Origin of the sequence: Pseudomonas sp. Je.1.5.c, assembly GCF_051129895.1 — a bacterium.
GTDB lineage: Bacteria > Pseudomonadota > Gammaproteobacteria > Pseudomonadales > Pseudomonadaceae > Aquipseudomonas > Aquipseudomonas urmiensis.
Genome location: NZ_JBCPSP010000023.1, coordinates 68,170 through 91,954 on the forward strand (window position 1 = coordinate 68,170; position 23,785 = coordinate 91,954).

The 23,785-nt window shown below is 62.8% G+C and carries 22 protein-coding genes; 14 read left to right on the top strand and 8 right to left on the bottom strand.

The genetic code is table 11. The features are described 5' to 3' along the window. Positions 1–86: 86 nt before the first annotated feature. On the top strand, positions 87–698 hold the full coding sequence (locus AAZU54_RS17085; protein ID WP_186556271.1) for a TetR/AcrR family transcriptional regulator: 612 nt from the start codon (positions 87–89) through the stop codon (positions 696–698). Positions 699–818: 120 nt separating this feature from the next. On the opposite strand, the gene AAZU54_RS17090 is transcribed toward AAZU54_RS17085, so the two are convergent. Beyond that, complete coding sequence (locus tag AAZU54_RS17090; protein ID WP_186556270.1) at positions 819–1,259, bottom strand: GlcG/HbpS family heme-binding protein; 441 nt, start codon at positions 1,257–1,259, stop codon at positions 819–821. A gap of 258 nt (positions 1,260–1,517) precedes the next feature. Here AAZU54_RS17090 and gcl point away from each other — a divergent pair, with 258 nt between their 5' ends. From gcl to AAZU54_RS17135, 9 genes are all read left to right on the top strand, one after another. Continuing rightward, the gene (gcl, locus tag AAZU54_RS17095; protein WP_186556269.1) at positions 1,518–3,293 is read left to right on the top strand and encodes a glyoxylate carboligase; all 1,776 of its coding nucleotides are present in this window, start codon (positions 1,518–1,520) and stop codon (positions 3,291–3,293) included. Positions 3,294–3,351: 58 nt separating this feature from the next. Continuing rightward, positions 3,352–4,134, top strand: coding sequence for a hydroxypyruvate isomerase (hyi, locus tag AAZU54_RS17100; protein WP_186556268.1), 783 nt, complete (start codon positions 3,352–3,354; stop codon positions 4,132–4,134). 186 nt (positions 4,135–4,320) lie between these two features. Beyond that, positions 4,321–5,214 (top strand): 2-hydroxy-3-oxopropionate reductase, encoded by an 894-nt coding sequence (locus AAZU54_RS17105; RefSeq protein ID WP_186556267.1) that lies wholly within the window; start codon positions 4,321–4,323, stop codon positions 5,212–5,214. A gap of 241 nt (positions 5,215–5,455) precedes the next feature. Continuing rightward, positions 5,456–6,730 carry a glycerate kinase type-2 family protein gene (locus AAZU54_RS17110; protein ID WP_186556266.1) on the top strand — a complete coding sequence of 425 codons (1,275 nt, stop codon included), beginning with the start codon at positions 5,456–5,458 and terminating at the stop codon, positions 6,728–6,730. Then, on the top strand, positions 6,727–8,142 hold the full coding sequence (gene pyk, locus AAZU54_RS17115) for a pyruvate kinase (RefSeq protein ID WP_186556265.1): 1,416 nt from the start codon (positions 6,727–6,729) through the stop codon (positions 8,140–8,142). Before AAZU54_RS17110 ends, pyk begins: the two co-directional genes overlap by 4 nt. Before the next feature lie 162 nt (positions 8,143–8,304). Beyond that, entirely contained in the window at positions 8,305–9,183 is an 879-nt protein-coding gene (locus AAZU54_RS17120; RefSeq protein ID WP_186556264.1) for an urea transporter, read from the top strand. A 44-nt stretch (positions 9,184–9,227) separates the two neighbouring features. Further along, a complete protein-coding gene (locus AAZU54_RS17125; RefSeq protein WP_186556263.1) occupies positions 9,228–10,052 on the top strand; it encodes an ion transporter in 825 nt (274 codons plus the stop codon). Positions 10,053–10,143: 91 nt separating this feature from the next. Continuing rightward, positions 10,144–11,142 (top strand): sulfate ABC transporter substrate-binding protein, encoded by a 999-nt coding sequence (locus AAZU54_RS17130; protein WP_186556262.1) that lies wholly within the window; start codon positions 10,144–10,146, stop codon positions 11,140–11,142. 215 nt (positions 11,143–11,357) lie between these two features. After that, positions 11,358–13,388 (top strand): mechanosensitive ion channel family protein, encoded by a 2,031-nt coding sequence (locus tag AAZU54_RS17135; protein WP_434727435.1) that lies wholly within the window; start codon positions 11,358–11,360, stop codon positions 13,386–13,388. Positions 13,389–13,539: 151 nt separating this feature from the next. On the opposite strand, the gene AAZU54_RS17140 is transcribed toward AAZU54_RS17135, so the two are convergent. Together AAZU54_RS17140 and AAZU54_RS17145 are read right to left on the bottom strand one after the other, a co-directional pair. Beyond that, the gene (locus AAZU54_RS17140) at positions 13,540–14,463 is read right to left on the bottom strand and encodes a class I SAM-dependent methyltransferase (protein WP_434727436.1); all 924 of its coding nucleotides are present in this window, start codon (positions 14,461–14,463) and stop codon (positions 13,540–13,542) included. Between the two features lie 87 nt (positions 14,464–14,550). Beyond that, on the bottom strand, positions 14,551–15,456 hold the full coding sequence (locus AAZU54_RS17145; RefSeq protein WP_186556259.1) for a DMT family transporter: 906 nt from the start codon (positions 15,454–15,456) through the stop codon (positions 14,551–14,553). Positions 15,457–15,590: 134 nt separating this feature from the next. Between AAZU54_RS17145 and AAZU54_RS17150 the strand changes: the two genes are divergently transcribed. The 3 genes from AAZU54_RS17150 to AAZU54_RS17160 all read left to right on the top strand — a co-directional run bounded on the left by AAZU54_RS17150 (position 15,591) and on the right by AAZU54_RS17160 (position 18,796). Next, entirely contained in the window at positions 15,591–16,031 is a 441-nt protein-coding gene (locus tag AAZU54_RS17150) for an Lrp/AsnC family transcriptional regulator (protein WP_434727437.1), read from the top strand. A gap of 487 nt (positions 16,032–16,518) precedes the next feature. Then, positions 16,519–18,051 (top strand): NCS1 family nucleobase:cation symporter-1, encoded by a 1,533-nt coding sequence (locus AAZU54_RS17155; protein WP_186556257.1) that lies wholly within the window; start codon positions 16,519–16,521, stop codon positions 18,049–18,051. A gap of 16 nt (positions 18,052–18,067) precedes the next feature. Beyond that, positions 18,068–18,796, top strand: a complete 729-nt coding sequence (locus tag AAZU54_RS17160) for an aspartate/glutamate racemase family protein (protein ID WP_392468805.1) — start codon at positions 18,068–18,070, stop codon at positions 18,794–18,796. Positions 18,797–18,904: 108 nt separating this feature from the next. Here AAZU54_RS17160 and AAZU54_RS17165 read toward each other — a convergent pair whose 3' ends face one another. The 4 genes from AAZU54_RS17165 to AAZU54_RS17180 all read right to left on the bottom strand — a co-directional run bounded on the left by AAZU54_RS17165 (position 18,905) and on the right by AAZU54_RS17180 (position 22,343). Beyond that, a complete protein-coding gene (locus tag AAZU54_RS17165; protein WP_186556255.1) occupies positions 18,905–20,107 on the bottom strand; it encodes a D-amino acid dehydrogenase in 1,203 nt (400 codons plus the stop codon). 77 nt (positions 20,108–20,184) lie between these two features. Continuing rightward, the gene (locus AAZU54_RS17170) at positions 20,185–20,844 is read right to left on the bottom strand and encodes a histidine phosphatase family protein (protein ID WP_264237249.1); all 660 of its coding nucleotides are present in this window, start codon (positions 20,842–20,844) and stop codon (positions 20,185–20,187) included. Between the two features lie 180 nt (positions 20,845–21,024). Then, positions 21,025–21,363: an FKBP-type peptidyl-prolyl cis-trans isomerase gene (locus tag AAZU54_RS17175; protein WP_312154985.1), complete on the bottom strand. Its 339-nt coding sequence runs from the start codon at positions 21,361–21,363 to the stop codon at positions 21,025–21,027. Between the two features lie 38 nt (positions 21,364–21,401). Further along, the gene (locus AAZU54_RS17180) at positions 21,402–22,343 is read right to left on the bottom strand and encodes a DMT family transporter (RefSeq protein ID WP_392468798.1); all 942 of its coding nucleotides are present in this window, start codon (positions 22,341–22,343) and stop codon (positions 21,402–21,404) included. A gap of 133 nt (positions 22,344–22,476) precedes the next feature. Here AAZU54_RS17180 and AAZU54_RS17185 point away from each other — a divergent pair, with 133 nt between their 5' ends. Further along, positions 22,477–23,370, top strand: a complete 894-nt coding sequence (locus AAZU54_RS17185; protein WP_312154982.1) for a LysR substrate-binding domain-containing protein — start codon at positions 22,477–22,479, stop codon at positions 23,368–23,370. Between the two features lies 1 nt (position 23,371). On the opposite strand, the gene AAZU54_RS17190 is transcribed toward AAZU54_RS17185, so the two are convergent. Then, positions 23,372–23,779, bottom strand: a complete 408-nt coding sequence (locus tag AAZU54_RS17190) for a GFA family protein (RefSeq protein ID WP_392468795.1) — start codon at positions 23,777–23,779, stop codon at positions 23,372–23,374. Positions 23,780–23,785 lie beyond the last annotated feature (6 nt).

Here is a 23,785-nt window from a genome sequence, read left to right on the forward strand (position 1 = left end):
ACACCCTGCCTTGAGCGCCCGTCAAGGCCGGTGCTACCATGGCCGATCCCTCTTAGAGGCGACCATTGCGAGGAAGATCCCTGACCATGAGCACCATTCGCGAGCGCAACAAGGAACTGATCCTGCGCGCGGCCAGCGAGGAATTCGCCGACAAGGGCTTCGCCGCCACCAAGACCAGCGACATCGCGGCCAAGGCAGGCCTGCCCAAGCCGAACGTGTATTACTACTTCAAATCCAAGGACAACCTCTACCGCGAGGTCCTGGAAAGCATCATCGCGCCGATCATGCAGGCCTCGACGCCGTTCAATGCCGATGGTGACCCCAAGCAAGTGTTGAGTTCCTACATCCGCTCGAAGATCCGCATCTCGCGCGACCTGCCACATGCCTCCAAAGTGTTCGCCAGCGAGATCATGCACGGCGCGCCGCACCTGTCGCCCAGCCAGGTCGAGCAGCTCAACGAACAGGCCAGGCACAACATCGAGTGCATCCAGCGCTGGATCGATCGCAAGCAGATCGCCCCCGTCGATGCTCATCACCTGATGTTCAGCATCTGGGCGGCGACCCAGACCTATGCGGATTTCGATTGGCAGATTTCGGCAGTCACCGGCAAGGCCAAGTTGGCTGACAGTGATTATGAAGCGGCGGCGGAGACTATCATTCGCCTGGTGCTGAAGGGATGTGAACCCGAGGCGGCCTGAGAGCCGCAATCGCGGGGCAAGCCCGCTCCCACGTGGACTACCTGCACTGTCCCTAGGTGGCATGCAGTCTTCGTGGGAGCGGGCTTGCCCCGCGATAGGGATGCAACTGACAACTATCGCTTAAGCCGCAACGCCCGCATCGGCAGTCAACCCCGCCTCCTCGATCGCACTGATCGCGCACTGCTCATCGATATCCGAAGTATCCCCGCTGATCCCCACCGCTCCCAGCACTTTGCCGTCCTGATCACGAATCAGCACACCGCCCGGCGCCGGCACCACCGGCCGCTCACCCAGCCCGTTCAAGGCAGCGAAAAACGCCGGCCGCTGCTGCGCATCCAGCGCCAGCAGACGCGAGCCCTTGCCCAGCGCAATCGCGCCCCAGGCTTTACCGGTGGCCACCTGCGGCCGCAACAGGCTGGCGCCATCTTCACGCTGCAGCGCCAGCAGATGCCCACCGGCATCGAGCACCGCCACGGTCAGTGGTGCGGCGTTGATCTTGCGGCCAGCGGCCAGCGCGGCGTTCACCACGCTGACAGCGACTTTCAGAGTCAATGTAGTCATTGCAAAGGTCCTCTTCTTGTTGTGAGAAGCCCTGAGGGCAGTTGAAATTCGATCGGACAAATAGAACACAACGGCAACTGTTTTTGTATACAATATTTTTAGACGATCGTGCACGATCAGACGAAACGCCGTTTTCATAGGCATCCCGACGAAAGCCACTCGTCCCGATGAAAATGGATTGACCTAAGCCGCCGAGCGTGAATACACTCTGGCGCAGAGCAAGTTGTATACAATTACAAAATCGATGAGGCACAACCCATGAGCAAAATGAGAGCAATCGATGCAGCCGTTCTGGTCATGCGCCGTGAAGGTGTAGATACCGCGTTCGGCATCCCAGGGGCTGCCATCAACCCGCTGTACTCGGCCCTGAAAAAAGTCGGTGGCATCGATCATGTCCTCGCTCGTCACGTCGAAGGTGCCTCGCACATGGCCGAGGGCTACACCCGTGCCAACCCAGGCAATATCGGCGTGTGCATCGGCACCTCCGGCCCTGCCGGCACCGACATGGTCACCGGCCTGTACAGTGCATCCGCCGACTCCATCCCGATCCTCTGCATCACCGGCCAAGCGCCGCGCGCACGCCTGCACAAGGAAGACTTCCAGGCAGTCGACATCACCAACATCGTCAAGCCAGTGACCAAGTGGGCCACCACTGTTCTGGAGCCAGGCCAAGTGCCTTACGCCTTCCAGAAGGCCTTCTTCGAAATGCGCAGCGGCCGCCCGGGCCCGGTGCTGATCGACCTGCCGTTCGACGTGCAGATGGCTGAGATCGAGTTCGATATCGACGCCTACGAGCCACTGCCAGTCAACAAGCCATCGGCCAGCCGCGTGCAAGCCGAGAAGGCCCTGGCCCTGCTCAATGACGCCGAGCGCCCCCTGCTGGTTGCCGGTGGTGGCATCATCAACGCCGATGCCAGCGACAAGCTGGTCGAGTTCGCCGAGCTGACCGGCGTACCGGTCATCCCGACCCTGATGGGCTGGGGCACCATCCCTGACGACCACCCGCAAATGGTCGGCATGGTCGGTCTGCAAACCTCGCACCGCTACGGCAACGCCACCCTGCTCAAATCCGACCTGGTGTTCGGTATCGGCAACCGTTGGGCCAACCGCCACACCGGTTCCGTCGACGTCTACACCGAAGGCCGCAAGTTCGTTCACGTCGATATCGAACCGACCCAGATCGGCCGTGTGTTCACCCCGGACCTGGGCATCGTGTCTGACGCCGGCAAGGCGCTGGATGTGTTCCTCGAAGTGGCGCGCGAGTGGAAAGCCGCTGGCAAGCTCAAGGACCGTGGCGCTTGGCTGGAAGACTGCCAACAGCGCAAGTCGAGCCTGCAGCGCAAGACTCACTTCGACAACGTGCCGGTCAAGCCGCAGCGCGTCTACGAAGAAATGAACCAAGTGTTCGGCAAGGACACCTGCTACGTCAGCACCATCGGCCTGTCGCAGATCGCTGGCGCGCAATTCCTCCACGTCTACAAGCCACGCCACTGGATCAACTGCGGCCAGGCCGGCCCGCTGGGCTGGACCATTCCAGCAGCACTGGGCGTGGTCAAGGCCGACCCGCAACGCAAGGTCGTTGCCCTCTCGGGTGACTACGACTTCCAGTTCATGATCGAAGAACTGGCAGTCGGCGCGCAGTTCAACCTGCCGTACGTCCACGTGCTGGTGAACAACGCCTACCTTGGCCTGATCCGCCAGGCGCAGCGTGGCTTCGACATGGATTACTGTGTACAACTGGCGTTCGAGAACATCAACTCGACCGAAGCCGGCAGCTACGGTGTCGACCACGTTGCCGTGGTCGAAGGCCTGGGTTGCAAGGCCCTGCGCGTATTCGAGCCAGGCGAGATCGCCCCTGCCCTGCTCAAGGCGCAGAAAATGGCCGAAGAATTCCGCGTGCCGGTCGTGGTTGAAGTGATCCTCGAGCGTGTGACCAACATTTCCATGGGCACCGAGATCAACGCGGTCAACGAGTTCGAAGACCTCGCCCTGGTTGGCAACGACGCGCCAACTGCGATCTCGATGCTCGACTGATTGCCTGACGCCCCCGCGCCGGTTGTGCCGGGGGCCTTCATCTGCAAAGGAGACAACCATGCCTCGCTTCGCTGCCAACCTGTCCATGCTGTTCACCGAGCAGGACTTCCTGGCCCGCTTCAAGGCCGCCGCCGACGCTGGCTTCAGCGGTGTCGAATACCTCTTCCCGTATGACTTCAGCGCCGACCTGATCAAGCAGCAGCTCGACGCCCACGGCCTGACCCAGGTGCTGTTCAACCTGCCTGCCGGCGACTGGGGCAAGGGTGAGCGCGGCATCGCCTGCCACCCGGACCGTGTCGAAGAGTTCCGCAGCGGCGTCGACAAGGCCATCGAATACGCCAAGGTCCTGGGCAACACCCAGGTCAACTGCCTGGCCGGCATTCGTCCACAAGGCCTGCAATGCGCCGATGTGCGCAAGACCTTCGTCGACAACCTCAAGTTCGCCGCCGACAAACTCAAGGCTGCCGGGATTCGCCTGGTCATGGAAATGATCAACACCCGCGACATCCCAGGCTTCTACCTGAACACCACCCAACAGGCCCTGGAAATCCAGGCCGAAGTCGGCAGCGACAACCTGTTCCTGCAATACGACATCTACCACATGCAGATCATGGAAGGTGACCTGGCTCGCACCATGCAAGCCAACCTGAAGCTGATCAACCACATCCAGCTGGCCGACAACCCCGGCCGCAACGAGCCAGGCACCGGTGAGATCAACTACCGCTTCCTGTTCGAGCACCTGGACCGCATCGGTTACCAGGGCTGGGTGGGCGCGGAATACAAGCCGCTGACCACCACCGAGGCTGGCCTGGGCTGGCTGAAGACCCATAACGCTATCTGAAGGGCTGAACACAGGCCCTCTGTGAAACAACAAACCCTGTGGGAGCAGGCTTGCCCGCGAACACCGGCACAGCCGGTGCCATCCACCGCATCGCCTGTTTCGCAGCGGTTCGACGCTTCGACAAGCCCGCTCCCACAGAGGCCTTGGTTCGCTTGAGATATCACAAATACAAAGAGGCAAATTCTCATGGCTAAAATCGGATTTATCGGCACCGGAATCATGGGCAAGCCCATGGCCCAGAACCTGCAAAAAGCAGGTCACAGCCTGTTCGTCTCCACCCACCACGACGCCGCCCCGGCCGACCTGATCGCCGCTGGTGCGGTGGCCCTGGCCAACCCCAAAGAAGTGGCCCAGGAAGCTGAATTCATCATCGTCATGGTCCCCGACACCCCGCAGGTCGAGGCCGTGCTGTTCGGTGAAAACGGCGTTGGCGAAGGCGTTGGCCCGAACAAGGTGGTGATCGACATGAGCTCGATCTCGCCAACTGCCACCAAAGCCTTTGCCGAGAAGATCAAGGCAACCGGCGCCGCCTACCTCGACGCGCCGGTGTCGGGCGGTGAAGTCGGTGCCAAGGCCGCGACCCTGAGCATCATGGTCGGTGGCTGCCCGAAAGCCTTCGAGCGCGCCCTGCCGCTGTTCGAAGCCATGGGCAAGAACATCACCCGCGTTGGCGGCAATGGCGACGGCCAGACGGCCAAGGTCGCCAACCAGATCATCGTCGCCCTGAACATCCAGGCTGTCAGCGAAGCGCTGCTGTTCGCTGCCAAGAACGGCGCCGATCCGGCCAAGGTGCGTGAAGCACTGATGGGTGGCTTCGCTTCCTCGAAGATCCTCGAAGTGCATGCCGAGCGCATGATCAAAGGCACCTTCGATCCGGGCTTCCGCATCAACCTGCACCAGAAGGACCTGAACCTGGCCCTGCAAGGCGCCAAGGAGCTGGGCATCAACCTGCCCAACACCTCCAACGCCCAGCAAGTGTTCAGCACCTGCGTCGCCCTCGGTGGCGGCAACTGGGACCACTCGGCGCTGATCAAAGGCCTGGAGCACATGGCCAACTTCTCGATCCGCGGCGACAAGTAAGCCATTGCTAGCCTCACTGGCCTCTTCGCGGGCAAGCCCGCGCCTACAGGTTCAGCGCTGAACCTGAGAACTGTGGATTACCTGTGGGAGCGGGCTTGCCCGCGAAGAATCCACCAGCGATGAACTTGCAACCACAGGCCATCGCTGGCAACGCGCAACACCGCCCCTGGTTCAGCCTGCACGGAGGCAGTTCCAGGGGCGTTTTCGATTTTGCAGAACAACAAGAATTTGGGAGCCTGCCATGTCGGTCGATCCGCAACAATTACTCCGCGAGCTGTTCGACACAGCCATCGCTGCCGCCCACCCCCGCCAGGTCCTCGAACCCCACCTGCCCGCCGACCGTAGCGGCCGGGTCATTGTCATTGGCGCCGGCAAAGCCGCCGCGGCCATGGCTGAAGTGGTCGAAAAAAGCTGGCAGGGCGAAGTCTCCGGCCTGGTCGTGACCCGCTACGGCCATGGCGCCAACTGCCAGAAGATCGAGGTGGTCGAAGCTGCCCACCCGGTTCCCGATGCCGCCGGCCTGGCGGTAGCCAAGCGTGTGCTGGAACTGGTCAGCAACCTGTGCGAAGACGATCGGGTGATCTTCCTGCTGTCCGGCGGCGGCTCGGCCCTGCTGGCATTGCCGGCCGAGGGCCTGACCCTGGCCGACAAGCAACAGATCAACAAGGCGCTGCTCAAGTCCGGCGCGACCATCGGCGAGATGAACTGCGTGCGCAAGCACCTCTCGGCGATCAAGGGCGGACGCCTGGCCAAGGCCTGCTGGCCGGCCACCGTGTACACCTACGCCATCTCCGACGTACCGGGCGACCTGGCCACGGTGATCGCCTCCGGCCCGACCGTAGCCGACCCGAGCACCTCGGCCGATGCCCTGGCGATCATCAAGCGCTACAACATCGATGCGCCCAAGGCCGTCATCGACTGGCTGAACAACCCCGCCTCGGAAACCGTCAAGGCCGATGACCCGGCCCTGGCCCGCAGCCATTTCCAACTGATCGCCAAGCCCCAGCAGTCGCTGGAAGCGGCCGCGGTCAAGGCCCGCCAAGCCGGCTTCAGCCCGTTGATCCTGGGTGACCTGGAAGGCGAGTCACGCGAAGTGGCCAAGGTACATGCCGGCATTGCCCGGCAGATCGTTCTGCACGGCCAGCCGCTGAAGGCGCCCTGCGTGATCCTCTCCGGCGGCGAGACCACCGTGACAGTGCGCGGCAACGGCCGTGGCGGGCGCAACGCCGAGTTCCTGCTCAGCCTCACCGAAAGCCTCAAGGGCGTGCCGGGCGTGTATGCCCTGGCCGGTGACACCGACGGCATCGATGGCTCGGAAGAAAACGCCGGCGCCATCATGACCCCGGAGAGCTTCGCCCGCGCCGCCGCCCTGGGCCTGTCAGCCAGCGATGAACTGGACAACAACAACGGCTACGGCTATTTCGCCGCGCTGGATGCGCTGATCGTCACCGAACCGACCCGCACCAACGTCAACGACTTCCGCGCCATCCTGATCCTTGAGACTGCCCAATCATGACGCCTGATAAAAAAGTCAAAATCCTCGCTACCCTCGGCCCTGCGATCAACGGCGTCGATGACATTCGCCAACTGGTCGAAGCCGGGGTGAACATCTTCCGCCTCAACTTCAGCCACGGCGAACACGCCGACCACGCCCTGCGCTATCAGTGGATTCGCGAAGTCGAGCAGCAGCTGAACTACCCGCTGGGCATCCTCATGGACCTGCAAGGGCCGAAGCTGCGCGTCGGCCGTTTTGCCGACGGCAAGGTCCAGCTGCAACGCGGCCAGGCCCTGCGCCTGGATCTGGATAGCACCCCAGGCGACAGCCGCCGGGTCAACCTGCCGCACCCCGAGATCATCGCCGCGCTGGAACCGGGCATGGACCTGTTGCTCGACGACGGCAAGCTGCGCCTGCGGGTGACGGCCAAGCACAGCGACGCGATTGACACCGAGGTGTTGGCCGGTGGCGAGCTGTCCGATCGCAAAGGCGTCAACGTGCCGCAAGCGGTGCTCGAGCTCAGCCCGCTGACCGAGAAAGACCGCCGCGACCTGGCCTTTGGCCTGGAACTGGGCGTGGACTGGGTGGCGCTGTCGTTCGTCCAACGCCCGCAGGACATCATCGAAGCACGCCAACTGATCGGTGATCGTGCCTACCTGATGGCCAAGATCGAGAAGCCTTCGGCGGTCGATCAATTGCAGGCAATCGCCGAGCTGTCCGATGCGATCATGGTCGCCCGCGGTGACCTGGGCGTAGAGGTGCCGGCCGAAAGCGTGCCGCAGATCCAGAAACGCATCATCAACACCTGCCGTCAATTGGGCCGGCCGGTGGTGGTGGCGACGCAGATGCTCGAATCGATGCGCTTCGCCCCTGCCCCGACCCGCGCTGAAGTCACCGACGTGGCCAATGCCGTGGCCGAAGGCGCAGACGCGGTGATGCTGTCGGCCGAGACCGCCTCGGGCGACTACCCGCTCGAAGCGGTGCAGATGATGAGCAAGATCATCCGCCAGGTCGAGAACGGCCCGGATTACCAGGCGCAACTGGACGTCGGCCGGCCCAAGGCCGAGGCGACCATGTCGGATGCGATCAGCTGCGCGATCCGCCGCATCAGCGGCATCTTGCCGGTAGCGGTGCTGGTCAACTATAGCGAGTCGGGTGCTTCGACCCTGCGCGCGGCACGTGAGCGACCACGCGCGCCGATCCTCAATCTGACGCCGAACCTGGTGACCGCCCGCCGCCTGAGCGTGACCTGGGGTGTGCACTCGGTGGTCAACGACCGCCTGCGTCAGGTCGATGAGATCTGCTCGACGGCGCTGGAAATTGCCCAGGCGCAAGGCATGGCCAGCCGCGGTGACACGCTGCTGATCACCGCCGGTGTGCCTTTCGGCAAACCGGGAACGACTAACACGCTGCGGATCGAGACGCTGATCTAACGCGCGTCGTGGGAGCGGGCTTGCCCCGCGATAACTGAGCTGGAGCCACGCTCGCTATCGCGGGGCAAACCCGCTCCCACACTACCGTTGCCCTGTTCGACACTGCGGAAAACCCGAGGCCCAAAGAGGCCCACCGCTCACCATCAACCTTGCTGACTGCCCATGTACACCAAAAATTTCGTCAACCCGTGCCCCGACTGGGCCACGGCGCTGCTCAATGGCTTCAGCCAGGTCTTGCTGCAGCGCAACCCGCTGTGCGGCTTGTGCTGCCTATTGGCAATCCTGCTGACCGCCCCCAACCTGGTCGGCGGCGCCCTGCTCGGCGCCCTGGCCGGCCTGCTCACCGCACAGCGCCGCGGCTATCCGCGCGCTGACCGCCAGGCTGGGTTGTACAGCTACAACGGCGTGCTGATCGGCATCCTGTTCAGCGCAGTGCTGCCATGGTCGGCGATCCTGCCACCGCTGATCATCGCCGCTGGCGGCCTCTCGAGCATCTTTGTCCAGCAGTGGCGCAAACGCGGCAACTGCCTGCTTCCGGCCTACACCGCGCCGTTCGTGCTGCTCGGCTGGGCCGCCCTGCTGCTCGCCGAACCCTCCAGCGCCGCTGCAGCGGTCGAAGCCAATCCCATGCATGCCCTGGCGCGCGGCTTGGGTCAGGTGTTTCTCCTCGACCAGCCATTGGCCGGCCTGTTGATCGCCATTGGCCTGTTCATCGCCAACCGCTACGCAGCGCTGTGGGCCCTGCTCGGCTCGGCGCTGGGCGGCAGCGTCGCGCTGCTGGCCGGGGAGGCGCAGACCGCCTGGATGGGCCTGCTCGGCTTCAACGCAGCGCTGGCGGCCTTGGCCTTCAGCGCGCAACGCGAACGGCCCTGGCTGCCCCTGCTGGCGATCATCCTGGCGATTGTGCTGCAGCCACTGTTCAACCTGCTACCGATTGCCGGCCTGACCGCGCCGTTCATTGCCGCTTGCTGGCTGCTGCACCTGGGCGCACGCTTGCCGCGTTTGCTCCAAGGAGGCAATCCGCGCCGCTTGCACAGCTGAGGGGCAGCCCCTAGGCTCTGGCCATTGCACAATGGAACGCGCCCATGGATACCCCTGCGAGCCTGCGCGAGCGGCTCTACATCATCGTCTTCCAGACCGACACCGACGCCGGCAGACGCTTCGACAAGATCCTCCTGCTGATCATCCTCGCCAGCCTGGTGACGGTGATCCTCGACAGTATCGATGAAATCCACCAAGGCTACGCCGGGTTGCTCGCCGCCATCGAGTGGGGCTTCACGGCGATCTTCCTCGCCGAGTACCTGACCCGCCTGTACTGCTCGCCCAAGCCATTGCGCTACGCCTTCAGCTTCTATGGTCTGGTCGATCTGCTGGCGATCGTGCCTGGGGTCATCGCCCTGTACTACAGCGACGCCCAGTACCTGCTGATCATCCGGGTGATCCGCATGCTGCGCATCTTCCGCGTGCTCAAGCTTGGCCAGTACCTCAAGCAAGCCAACTACCTGATGGCAGCGCTGCGCGGCAGCAAGCAGAAGATCATCGTGTTCCTGGTCACGGTATCGACCCTGGTCACGGTGTTCGGCACCTTGATGTACGTGATCGAAGGCCCCGAGCATGGCTTTACCAGCATCCCCAAGGGCATCTACTGGGCCATCGTCACCCTCACTACGGTGGGCTTTGGCGACATCGTACCGAAGACTCCGCTGGGCCAAGTGCTGTCGTCGCTGGTGATGATCACCGGTTACTCGATCATCGCCGTGCCCACCGGCATTTTTACCGCTGAGCTGGCCAACGCCATGCGCGGTGAACAGCTGCAGCACGACTGCCCGACCTGCCGGAAAAAGCACCATGAACACGGCGCTGCATTCTGCTCACGCTGCGGCAATGCGCTATTTCCCAAGGCGGAATAACCAAAGCGTTTTTTGTTCTTTAAACGCCTGTCGAGCACCCGCTATAGTCGCTGGCAAACTGCCCACACTCTTCAAGAACAAGGAATGCGTCGTGAAAAAACTGTTCACTGCCTCGCTACTGGCCGCCGGGCTGACCCTCGGCAACCTGGCCCAGGCCGCGCCCACCCTGCTCAACGTCTCCTACGACGTGATGCGCGACTTCTACAAGGACTACAACTCAGCGTTCCAGAAGCACTGGGAGGCCGAGCACAAAGAGAAGGTCAACCTGCAGATGTCCTTCGGCGGTTCGAGCAAGCAAGCGCGGGCGGTGATCGACGGCCTGCCGGCTGACGTCATCACCATGAACATGGCCACTGACATCAATGCCCTGGTCGACAACGGCAAACTGGTTCCGGACAACTGGGTCAGCCGCCTGCCGAACAACAGCGCGCCGTTCACCTCGGCCACCGTGTTCATCGTTCGCAAGGGCAACCCCAAAGCCCTGAAAGACTGGCCCGATCTGCTCAAGGACGGCGTCCAGGTGATCGTGCCCAACCCCAAGACTTCGGGTAACGGCCGCTACACCTACCTCTCGGCCTGGGGCTACGTGCTGCAAAACGGTGGTGACGAAGCCAAGGCCAAGGACTTCGTCGGCAAGCTGTTCAAGCAAGCGCCAGTGCTCGACACCGGTGGCCGCGCCGCCACTACCACGTTCATGACCAACCAGATCGGCGACGTGCTGGTAACGTTCGAGAACGAAGCCGAGATGATTGCCCGCGAGTTCGGCCGCGACCAGTTCGAAGTGGTCTATCCAAGCGTGTCGGCCGAAGCTGAGCCGCCGGTGAGCGTGGTCGACAAAGTGGTCGACAAGAAAGGCACCCGCGCAGTGGCTGAGGAATACCTGAAGTACCTGTGGTCGCCAGCTGCCCAGGAAATCGCCGCGCAGAACTACCTGCGTCCGCGCGACGCGACGGTACTGGCCAAGTACACCGACCGCTTCCCGAAAGTTGAATTCCTCTCGGTAGAAAAGACCTTCGGTGACTGGCGCACGGTGCAGAAGACCCACTTCAACGATGGTGGTGTGTTCGACCAGATCTATACCGGTCAGTAAGTTATGGGTTAGGGCCGGCCCCATCGCGGGGCTAGCCCGCTCCCACGCCAATCGTCGACCTCGGCGCTGATTCGTGGGAGAGCTTGTGACTTTAGCGATGAGTAAGTTTTTTCAGCGCCGGCACTGGCAACACACCCAGCTGAACTTCCCCCACATTCAGCCATCAGTTCCTTGAGTAACCCTTCCCCGCTCGCCCCGGCCCAAGGAGTACTCCAGTGCTGCGCTTTCTCACCCCGCTTCTACTCAGCCTGCTGCTGAGCACCCGGCTGCTCGCCGCAGAACCCACCCCCACCGAGCAAACGCCCGAGGAGCCAGCCCCGGTGCTGCAAGGCGGCCTGCTCGGCGCCTTGGCTGACGGCCTGGACAGCGCAGCCCAAGACCTCGACCTCGATGCCCACCTGATCGACGCCTGGCGCCTGCGTACCGACCGCGCCGCCAAGGAGATGGAGCGCCTGGTCGATCGCCACTCAGCCAGCGACTCGCTGCAGCTGACCGGCAATTTCCTCCTGCTGAGCCTGACCTGGGCCGCCAGCTTCGCCCTGCTCACCACCCTCGGTCGTTGGTGCGCCAAGCGCTGCGCAGCGACTTCCCTGCTGGGTCAGCGCAAACGCGTACGCAGCCTGCTTGGCTATCTTCTGCCTTATACCTTGCCAGCCCTGGCCAGCCTGCCGTTGACGCTCTACGTCAGCCGCTTCCTCGATCCCTCGGTCGCCCGCGCATTGGGCCTGAGCCTGGCCTACGCGACCAGCAGCGGCCTGTTCTCGACCTCGATCATCCTTTGCCTGATCACCTTGTTCGACGCCGGCCACAAACGCCAAGCCGTGGCAGTGATCCGGCGCATGGCGCCGCGCCCGCTGTTCATGATTGGTTTTCTGGCAGCCTGGAGCGATGCCCTGACCAGCCCGCAGATCGCCCGTCAGCTGGGCGGCAACATCACCGCCAGCATTGCCGTATTGACCGGGCTGCTGGCGACCTTGGTCTTTGCCAGCCTGGTCCTGCGCCTGCGCCGCCCGGTGGCGCACTTGATCCGCAACCGCGACCTCAAGGACCGGCTGCAGCATCGCGCCGTGCAGGAGACGCTGCGGATCTTTTCCAAGCTCTGGTACTTGCCGATCCTGATGATGATCCTGGTGTCGGCGATCCACCTGATCGGCGCTGGCGAAGAAAGCCAGAAAGCCTTGCAGAACGCGCTATTGACCACTGTACTGCTGGTCGCGGCGGTGTTCCTCAGCACCCTGATGCAACACCTGCTGGCCACCCATGAGGGTGACGATCAACAGCGGGTACGCCCCTACAAAGAGCTGTTGCGCAGCCTGGTGCACGCCTTGCTGCGGATCGCCATGGCGGTGGCGTTCATCGAACTGCTCGGACGGATCTGGGGCTTTTCGGTGATTACCTTCGCCCTGAGCAACAGCCTCGGCCAGGCGATCAGTAATTCACTGTCGAGCATCGGCTTGATCCTGCTGGTCACCTGGCTGCTCTGGGTGGTGCTCGACACGGCAATCCAGGAAGCGCTCAAGCCCGCTGTCGGTCGGCGCGCCTCGCGTCAGCCGAGCACCCGCACGCGGACCATCCTGCCGATGCTGCGCAACGCCATCAAGGTGATCCTGATCGTCATCTGCACCATCACCACCATGGCCAACCTGGGGATCAATGTCGCGCCGCTGCTGGCCGGTGCCGGGGTGATCGGCTTGGCCATCGGTTTCGGCTCGCAGCAACTGGTGCAGGACGTCATCACCGGGCTGTTCATCCTGATCGAAGACACCATTTCCATCGGCGATTGGGTGGTGCTCGATTCCGGGCATGCCGGCACGGTCGAGAGCCTGACCATCCGCACCCTGCGTCTGCGCGATGGCAAAGGTTTCGTGCATTCGGTGCCGTTCGGCCAGATCAAGGCCGTCACCAACCAGTCACGTCAGTTCGCCTACGCGTTCTTCTCGGTGCAGTTCACCTATGACAGCGATGTCGATCAATCGCTGGCGTTGATCCACGAGGTGGGCAAGTCGATCAGTGAAGACCCGCTGCTGCGGATCAACCTGCAAGGGCCGCTGCAGGTGTTCGGGGTGGACCGGATGGATTTGAACGGCTTCGTGTTGACCGCGCAGTTCCGCACCATTTCCGGCGGCCAGTATGCGGTGAGCCGGGCGTTCAACGAGCGATTGAAAAAGCGCGTGGATCAGACTGAGAATGTGGCGTTTGCCCAGGTGTATCCGATGCCTGCGCAGGCGCGTGCTGTTTCGGCCTGAGCCAGTCTCATCGCGGGGCAAGCCCGCTCCCACGCAAGTCAGCTCCCGAGCGAGCAGTAGAGCGATTGCGTGGGAGCAGGCTTGCGTGGGAGCGAGCTTGAGTGGGAGCGAGCTTGAGTGGGAGCGGGCTTGCCCCGCGATAGCTTCAAACCTACTGACGGAATACCAAAGCCTTCAAACCACCCTCAACGTCCACATCGGGAAACTCCGGGGGATTCTCCAGCCGCTCGACAAACTTCAGCGCCGGGGCCTGCTCAGCCATACCCTCGATCAAGAACGCCGAGCCGATCCCCGGATCGTTGACACAGGCCAGCACGGTGCCGCCCTCGCGCAGAAGCTCCGGCAGGCGGCGCAGGATCTTCGCGTAATCCTGGGTCAGGACGAAGCTGCCGCGCTGGAACGTCGGCGGATCGATGATGACCAGGTCATACGGCCCATACTTGCGCACCTTGCCCCAGGACTTGAACAGCTCATGGCCGAGAAACGCCACCTGCCCCACATCATGCCCATTGAGCCGATGATTCTCCCGCCCACGCGACAGCGCCGACTTGGCCATGTCCAGGTTGACCACCTGCTCGGCCCCGCCAGCAATCGCCGCCACGGAAAAGCCGCAGGTATAGGCAAACAAGTTCAGCACCCGCTTACCGGCCGACTGTTCGCGCACCCAGCGCCGACCGTAGCGCATGTCGAGGAACAGCCCGTTGTTCTGGCGAACGCCCAAGTCCAGCAAATAGCGCAGGCCATCCTCAACCACCTCACGTTGCTGGATCGGGCCGCCAACCAGCCACTGGCCGGGGCTGTCGGGCAGGTAGCGGTGCTGGATCAAAATCGCCTCGCCCGTCCACTGTGGGGTTTGAGCCAGGGCATTGAGCATTGCCTCCAATTCGGCCAACTGGCCAGGCGCGGGCTCGCGAAACAAGGCGACCGACAACACCCCCTGCAACCAGTCGACGGTGATCTGCTCAAGCCCCGGCCAGCAACGGCCGCGGCCGTGGAACAGGCGCCGGGTTTCCTGCGGGGCGGGGTCAAGCGCCGCAGTCAGGTGCTGGGCAAGGGTGTCGATGGCTGAGGTCATGGCGGGGATTCACACGCGCAAAAAAACGCCATTGTAACCGAGCATCGCCAACAGCCCAGTCATGCCCACATATTCGTCAGGCCAGGCTCACTCTGGCTTGAGCGCCTCGACCCGTGGCGCCGGCTTGAACCACCAGCCCTGCTGCATACCCGCAGCGGCAACCAGGATCAGCGCCACGCCCAGCCACTGCAGCGGCGCCAGGCGATGGCCGAAGGCGATCCAATCGACCAGGATCGCCGCGATGGGGTAGATGAACGACAGCGCGCCCGTCAGGGCCGTGGGCAGGCGCTGGATGGCGCTGTAGAGCAGCACGTACATCACCCCGGTGTGCACGATGCCCAAGGTAATCAGGCTAGCCAGCGCCGACGGCTCAGCGGGCAGCCCGCCAAGCTTGACCCACGGCGCCAGCAGCAACACGCCTGTACTCACCTGGATCAGCGCGATCAAATGCGGCGGGGTGCCACTCAGGCGCTTGATGATCAACGCCGCCACGGCGTACAGCAAGGCGGCGCCCAAGGCCAGGGCAATGCCCAGTAGATAGTCGTTGCCGCTACCCTGCCCGGCACCGTGCGCACTGACGATCGCCAACATGCCGAGAAACGCCACGCTCAGCCAGGTCAGCTTGGCCGCGGTGATCTTCTCGCCGAGAAACAGCGCCGCCAGCCCCACCAGCATGAAGGGCTGCACGTTGTACACCGCCGTACCGATGGCGATCGAGGCGCGTGAGTAGGAGGCGAACAGCAGCACCCAGTTGCCGACGATGGCCACGCCGCTGGCGATCGCCAACAGGAACGCAGTGCGGCCTATCACGCCTGGTTTGAGAAAACCGAAGCCGGCGCAAATCAGCAGCAAGGTGCCGGCGCCGAATACGCAGCGCCAGAACACCACCTCCAGTACCGGCTGCCCAGACACCAACACGAACCAGCCGATGGTCCCGGAAATCAGCATGGCGACCATCATTTCCACAGAGCCACGGCGCACTGAACTGTCCATCTCACACCTCCGCTTGACGATGGCCACAGTATGACGAGGGTCAAGCGCTACCTTCCAGCGGATAACCAAGGCTAAATATCAGACTCGCCTTTACTATCAAGGCGAATCACCCATTTTGCCTGACGAGGTTAAAGATGACCGACGCCATCGACCAGCTGTTGATCAATGCCCTGATGGAAGACTCCCGCCGCTCACTCAAGGCCTTGGCGCAGATCAGCGGGTTGTCTGCGCCCAGCGTCAGCGAGCGCCTGCGCCGTTTGGAGGAGCGTGGCGTGTTGCGCGGCTACACGGTAGACGTCGACCCGCGCAGTTTCGGCTACCAGTTGCAGGCCATCGTGCGCATCCGGCCATTGCCTGGTCAGTTACAGGAAGTGGAGCGGCAGCTCATTGCCATCCCCGAGTTCACCGAGTGCGACAAGGTCACCGGTGAAGACTGCTTCATCGCCAGGTTGCATGTGCGCTCGATGGAGCAACTCGACACCTTGCTCGATCGGATCAATGTGCTGGCTGAAACCAATACCGCGATCATCAAGAAGAGCCCGGTAAAACGCCGGCTGCCGCCGATGGGCGAATAGCCTTTTAGCGACGGCGCTAGCCCGCCCCAGGCGAGTATCCGACTAATCCTATTGACTATTTTTTGTACACAAGAATGTCACCATAAGTGCCATTTTTGTGTGCACTTAGGTGAAGTAACGCACCACTAGGTTACATCGCGCCCGAATTAAAATTTGACCATTTGATCAACTAAAAAACCGGTGAAAAAATAAAAACTGTTCATTTGGTCAACTTATAATCGCTTATTTTCATCAGGTTATATTCAAACAAGACAAACTCAGATTACTGGCCTGCGTAAACTTGTATTGTTCCTGGCATGGAACTGGCTTTTGTGTGTTTGTGTTTTGTATACAAAGTTTACGGAACATAAATACACAATAACGCAGCGCCTGATCCCTAAGGGCCGCTGCCTCGAGAACCCAGTGATGCCACTGCCTGCAACGATGAGATGACGAGCCCGTGCAGCTCGCCCGCTTATCGCCGGCAGCCGCATCAGGAGCCGCCGGAATGAGTAGCAGCCTCGACCTTGCCCCTGAACTATCCGTCGCCAGCACCTCCCCCACCTCGACCCTGGCCGGCCATGCGCCCGAGCTTGAACTCAGCCCGCGGCTGCACAACCGCGACCTTGCCCCGACCCGCAGCGAAGGTCGCCGCTGGGGCGGCTACAGCATCTTTGCCCTGTGGACCAACGATGTGCACAACATCGCCAACTACTCGTTCGCCATGGGTTTGTTCGCCCTCGGCCTGGGTGGCTGGCAGATCTTGCTATCGCTGGCCATTGGCGCGGCGCTGGTGTACTTCTTCATGAACCTCTCGGGCTACATGGGGCAGAAGACCGGCGTGCCGTTCCCGGTGATCAGCCGGATCGCCTTCGGCATCCACGGCGCGCAAATTCCGGCGCTGATCCGCGCGGTGATCGCCATCGCCTGGTTCGGTATCCAGACCTATCTGGCTTCGGTGGTGCTGCGGGTGTTGCTCACTGCGGTGTGGCCGCAAGTGGCGGCCTATGACCAGGACAGCATCCTCGGCCTGTCGAGCCTGGGTTGGCTGTGCTTCGTGGCGATCTGGCTGGTACAGCTGGTGATCCTCGCCTACGGCATGGAGATGGTCCGTCGTTACGAGGCGTTTGCCGGCCCGGTGATTCTGCTCACCGTGGCGAGCCTGGCTGGGTGGATGTACTTCCAGGCCGATACGCGTATTGCCTGGTCGGTGGCCGAGCCACTGAGCGGCTATGAGATGTGGCGCAACATCTTTGCCGGCGGTGCGCTGTGGCTGGCGATCTACGGCACCCTGGTGCTGAACTTCTGCGACTTCGCCCGCTCTTCGCCGTGCCGCAAGACCATCCGTGTCGGCAACTTCTGGGGCCTGCCGGTGAACATCCTGGTGTTCGCGGTGATCACCGTGGTGCTGTGCGGTGCGCAGTTCCAGATCAACGGTCAGGTGATCGACAGCCCGACCCAGATCGTCGCTACCATCCCGAGCACGCCGTTTCTGGTACTGGGCTGCCTGGCCTTCCTGATCGTCACGGTGGCGGTGAACATCATGGCCAACTTCGTGGCGCCGGCGTTCGTGCTCAGCAACCTTGCACCCCGGCACCTGAACTTCCGCCGCGCAGGCCTGATCAGCGCAACCCTGGCGGTGCTGATCCTGCCGTGGAACCTGTACAACAGCCCGTTGGTGATCGTGTACTTCCTGTCAGGCCTGGGCGCCCTGCTCGGCCCGCTGTACGGGGTGATCATGGCCGACTACTGGCTGCTGCGCAAAGGCCGGATCAACGTGCCAGAGCTGTACAGCGAAAACCCAGCCGGCGCCTATCACTACACCCGAGGCGTCAACCTGCGGGCAGTGGCGGTGTTCGTTCCGGCGGCGCTGCTGGCGATCGTCCTGGCCCTGGTCCCGAGCTTCCACAGCATTGCGCCGTTCTCCTGGTTGATCGGTGCTGGTATCGCTGCCGCACTGTACCTGCTGATCGCTCCGCGCAATCGCCAATACCACGATGTCAGCGGCGAGTGCATCGCCGTCGACCACAGCAGCCATTGATCAAGGAGGAACGTGCATGCGCATTCTGATCGTCAACGTCAACACCACCGAAGCCATCACCGAGGCCATTGCCGAACAGGCGCGCAGCGTCGCCTCGCCCGGCACCGAGATCGTCGGCCTGACGCCCTGGTTCGGCGCTGAATCAGTCGAAGGCAACTTCGAAAGCTATTTGGCGGCGATTGCCGTGATGGACCGGGTCATGGCCTATGACCAGCCCTATGACGCGGTGATCCAGGCCGGCTATGGCGAACATGGCCGCGAGGGCTTGCAAGAGCTGCTAAACGTACCAGTGGTGGACATCACCGACGCGGCCGCCAGCACCGCGATGTACCTGGGCCATGCCTACTCGGTAGTGACCACCCTGGATCGCACCGTGCCCTTGATCGAAGACCGCCTGAAGCTCTCCGGTCTGTATGAGCGCTGCGCCTCGGTGCGCGCCAGCGGGCTGGCGGTGCTAGAGCTTGAGGCCGATCCGCAGCGAGCGGTCGAGGCGATTGTCGAGCAGGCCGCACGGGCAGTGCAGGATGACAAGGCCGAGGTGATCTGCCTGGGCTGCGGCGGCATGGCCGGGTTGGATGAACAGATCCGCCAGCGCACTGGCGTGCCGGTGGTCGATGGCGTCAGTGCGGCGGTGACCATTGCCGAGTCGCTGGTGCGGATGGGCTTGAGCACTTCCAAGGTACGGACCTATGCGACGCCGCGGGTGAAGAAAGTGGTGGGCTGGCCGATGCGGTTCGGCCGCTAAGATCGCAGTCGCCTTTACCGGCCTCTTCGCGGGCAAGCCCGCTCCTACATGAACTGCGCAATCCCTGTAGGAGCGGGCTTGCCCGCGAAGAGGCCGGTACAGGCACCATCACTCCCGACAGTTAATGAGCTGGGCTAGCCGCTGAGCACTGCCACAAGCCAAGGTGAACCCCAAGGCCCCATGCCCCAGGTTCACCCACACATTGCGATACGCCGTAGCGCCGAGAATCGGCACCCCGGTGGGCGTCGCCGGGCGCATCCCGGCCCACTCCACCGCCTGCCGATAATCCGCCGCCTCAGGCAACGTCGCCTGTGCCAAGCGCTGCATGCTGCGCAACCTGCGCGGATCGACAGCATCGTCGAAGCCAACGATATCCACCATCGCCGCCACCCTCAGCTGATTCTCCAGCCGGGCATAGACGATCTTGCGCTCATAGTCAGTGACACTCACCTGCGGAGCCCGATGCTGCGCCAGCACTGGCGCAGTCAGGCTATAGCCCTTGAGCGGATAGATCGGCAGCTTCAGCCCCGGCAGCGCCAAGCTCGGGCTGCGATGTCCGGCGCACAACAGCAGGTGCTCGACGTCCAGCTGCCCAGTAGCCAATTCCACTGCCGTCACCCGCCTGCCATCGTGCCGCAGCCCAGTGACCGCTTGGCCCAGACGAAACTCACATCGCCCTGAAGCGCGCAGATGCTCCGCCAGCACCTGGCAGAAGCGATGACAGTCAGCGACTTCTTCGTCTGCGGTATATACCCCGCCGATGAACGGCGCATCGGCCAGCGCCGCGTCGAGCACGCCAAGCTCGGCGCCAGCGACAATCTGTTGAGTGGCCGGGTCGAGCCGATGCGCGCAAGCCCGAGAGAACGCCGCCTGGGTGCGAAACGCAACCAACTTGCCGTTGCGCCGCCAGGCAAATCCGTGCAGATGGTCCTCTTCGCGCCAACGCGCCATGACCGCCTGGCTGTGCAACGCCAATTCAAGCAACTGGGCAGCATTGCGGCGGTTGACCGAGCCGCGACACGCCGCCACGAAGGCGGCCAACCAACGCCACTGGGCAGGGTCCAGACGCAGGCGCAGGCGCAACGGCGAGTCACTGCGCAGCAACCAGCCCAACGCCTGCCACGGCACACCGGCGTCGGCCAGCGGCGCCACGTAGCGATAAGACAATTGCCCGCCATTGGCAAAGCTGGTGGCGCTGGCCAGGCTGTCGCGCGCTTCGATCAGCTCGACCTGGCAGCCTTCACGCACCAGCGCGTAGGCGCTGGCCAGGCCGATCACCCCACCGCCAATCACGGTTACCCGCTTGCCCATGCCCTGCTCCTTGCTCGAATCCACCGCGCAAGCATCGCAGATTCCGGGCTGCGCTCACCAGCCAGGGCTAGCCCTGATCAGGTCGGGCAGGTCTTCTTGCCACCATCGAGGCCCTGGCGCACATTGCGGCTAAGCAGGCTGGCTTCGCCGTCGTGCCAGGTCAGGGTGAGCACATACAGGGTGTCGAAATCGTCATTGTTCCAGTCCTGGGTGATCACCCGCTCATCACCCAGGGCTTTGCCGGCCACGGCGTTGATCAGGTCCGGCAAGTAGCCGTGCGACCAGGCGGTGTAGACCGTGGCGTTGCGATACTTGTCGCTCAACAACTCGTCGGCCAGTTCGTCGTAATCATTGGCGCCGAAGTCGATATTGACCGGCAGGCCCAGGCGGATAGCGCTGGGGGTGATGGTCATCAAGGGGCGAATGTAGCTGTAGCGCAAGTCCTGGCTGCCCTCCTCGACATGCCGGGAAGGATTGGCGGCGAACACGTAGTCGGCATCGCCGAAACGCTCGGGCAGCAAGGTGGCCAGGTCCAGGGCGCGATTGAGTCCCTGGCAGTTCAACTGACCCAGGCCCTCGCCGGGCTTTTCGGCGTGACGCAGGAACACCAGGGTCTGCGTGCCATCGGCGGGCTGGTCGTGACTTTCCACCACATCCAGGCTCAAGGGTACGAGAATCGCGGCAAGCGCCGCGGCGAGAAACAGATGACGGCGTCGCATAAACTGCGGCAACTTCATGGCGATGGACTCATCCGGCAAAAAAAGGGAGGCGTCCGTGCCTGCATTCCATGCTCGTCGCCCGGGATGGGTTGCACACCAACTCCCAGACGAGGCCCATCCTTGACCACCTTGCGTGAGCAAAATTCACTTTAGGCGGGTAACTTTGCCAAATGAAGTCATTCCCGGGAAACGTTGGTGTCAGTCGTCGCGGGTCAGGACTTCGAGCAGTTCGATCTCGAACGTGAGGTCTGAGTTGGCCGGGATGGCGCCGACCGTGCGCTCGCCATAACCCAGGTGCGCCGGCACCTGCAGCTTGCGCTTGCCGCCCACACGCATGCCCATCAGGCCCTGGTCCCAGCCCTTGATGACGCGACCGGTGCCGATCACGCACTGAAACGGCTTGCCACGCGACCAGGACGAGTCGAACTCGCTGCCGTCAGCCAGCCAGCCGGTGTATTGGGTGGTGATCAGGGCACCTTTGACCACGGCCTTGCCGTCGCCGGGCTCAAGGTCAATGATCTGCAATGGGTCGCTCATGGCGTTCTCTCTTAGGGCAAACGTAGGGCGCCGTTTTCTCAGGAATGCACCGGTTTGGCAAGCTCAGGCGGCGCCTCGTGCTGGCGCATCGACCACAGCACACCGCCAATCACCAGCACAATCGCCGCCGCTTCCAGCGCGCTCGGCCCCGCTTGGCGCCAAAGGAAGGCGTAGAGCAGCGCGAACAAGGTCTCGAACACGATCAACTGGCCACTCAAGGTCAACGGCAAGCGCTTGCACGCTGCATTCCACAGCGCCATGGCCAGCCATGAGCCAAGCAGCGCACAGCCCAGGCTACAGGCCCAGAACAACCACCAACGCGCCATCGGCGCCTCGACGTGCAACTGCTGCGGCTGCCAGATGGCCAAGGACGCGACCATCACCACGCTGGCCAAACCGGTCATCACCCCGCACAGCACCGACCATTGATGACTGTCGAAGTGGCCGCACTGCTTGAGGTAGCGACTGTTCTGCCCGGCGTACCAGGTCCAGCAAGCAAGGGCCACCAAGGCATACAGCAGGCCCATGAGCTTGTCGGCCAACGCCCCCGGGGCGAAAGCGAAGGTCTGCAGGTTGATGCACAGCATGCCAGCGAGGATCAACGCCAGCGGACCGGCCAGGCGCCTGAGCGGTACTGCGCCGCTGTCGTTACGGCCATACAAGGTAATGGTCAGCGGCAGTACGCCGACGATCAACGACGCCGGCGCCACGCCCAGGCGCTGGATGGCCGCCACCAGGCAAACGAAGTACACCAGGTTGCCGATCACCGCCAGGCGCAGCAGCATCCACCCATCGACCAGGGTCAGCTGCCGCAGCTGACGCGCCATCGGCAGCGCCAGCAACAGCGAGATCACCCCCACCATCAGGTAGCGCACACTGCTGAGCAGCATCGGATTGAATTCGGGCAACAGCTCAGGAACCATCAGCACCATGCCCCACAACGCCCCGGCCATGCCGGCATACATCACACCGCGTTTCACCTGTCTGCTCCCCTTTGAAGATGCGCGCAGGCTACCTGCCGAGTCGCTGTGCGGCAAAAGATCATTGCTCATGCAGCCATTCCGTAGCGGAATAGCTAAGATGGGCGAACAACTACAATGATCCGGATCGCCAATGAGCCGCTACAGCCGTCACCTGCCGCCTCTCGACACCCTGATTGCCTTTGAGGCGGTGGCCCGTACCGGCAGTTTCACCCGCGCAGCGGGCGAGCTGTATCTGACCCAGAGCGCGGTGAGCAAGCAGATCCGCCTGCTCGAAGACGAGCTGGGCACGCAACTGTTCGAACGCCGCGCCCGCGGCATTAGCTTGACCAGCGCTGGCGAGCACTTTCATGGCTTTGTCGAGCCGATGCTGGATAAGCTTCTGGCTCACGTCCAGCGGCTCAAGAGCGGCCATGGCGATCGCCATGTCAGCGTCATCTGCACCCATGCGGTAGCCCAGTACTGGCTGTTTCCGCGTTTGTTGCGCTTCAACGAACAGCATCCTGAGCTGACCGTGAACATTCATGCCAGCAACGACATCAACGAAAGCCTGATCGCCGATTACGACTTCGGCATTCTCTACGGGCATGGCCAATGGCGTTCGCTGCAGGCGCGCAAGCTGTTCGACGAGGTGGTCTACCCGATTGCCAGCAGCGGCTGGGACCTAAGCCAGGTCGAGAGCCTGGAGCAGTTGCAGGCCCTGACTTTGATCCAGCTCGACGCCTCGGCCTGGAACTGCCTGGACTGGCATGACTGGTTCGGTCATTTCGGCGTGCGTTACCAAGCCCCGGCCGATGCGCTGACCTTCAACCAGGTGAATCTGGTGTTCGATGCGGTGATGCAGGGCATGGGGGTCGGTTTGGGCTGGGAGTCGATGGCCCGGGATCGGATCAACAGCGGCTTGATCCAACCGGTATCGACTTTCGAGGTACGTACCGGCCAGGCCGACTACCTGGTGCATGACCGCCAGACCTTGCCCTCACCGGCCGCCCAGGTGTTTGCCGAATGGTTGTTGCGCCAAGTGTGAGCTAGCTCAGCTCATCGAAGGCTTGCTGGCCGGTCAGCTCCCGGGTCTGGTTTTTGAAGCAGTACCAGGCGGGTTTCTGTTCGACGAATATCTGTAGATCGAAGTCCCAGGCTTCCTCGCCATCGAGCAGGCCGACGGGGATGGCGTAGAAGTCGTTGGCCTTGAGCCGGTAGTACAAGTGGGTGCCGCATTTGCCGCAGAAACCGCGTTGGGCCCAGTCGGAGGAATCGTAGACGCTTGGCGCGCGGCCTTCGATCAGCGGGGGGTTGCTGCAGTGTACGACCAGCAGTGGGCCGCCGGTCCATTTGCGGCACATGCTGCAGTGACAGGCGCTGATTTGGGTGTTGTCGATGGTCGCGCTCAGGTGGGTTTCGCCGCAGAGGCAGGTGCCGGTTTTTTTCAGGGGCATGGCGGG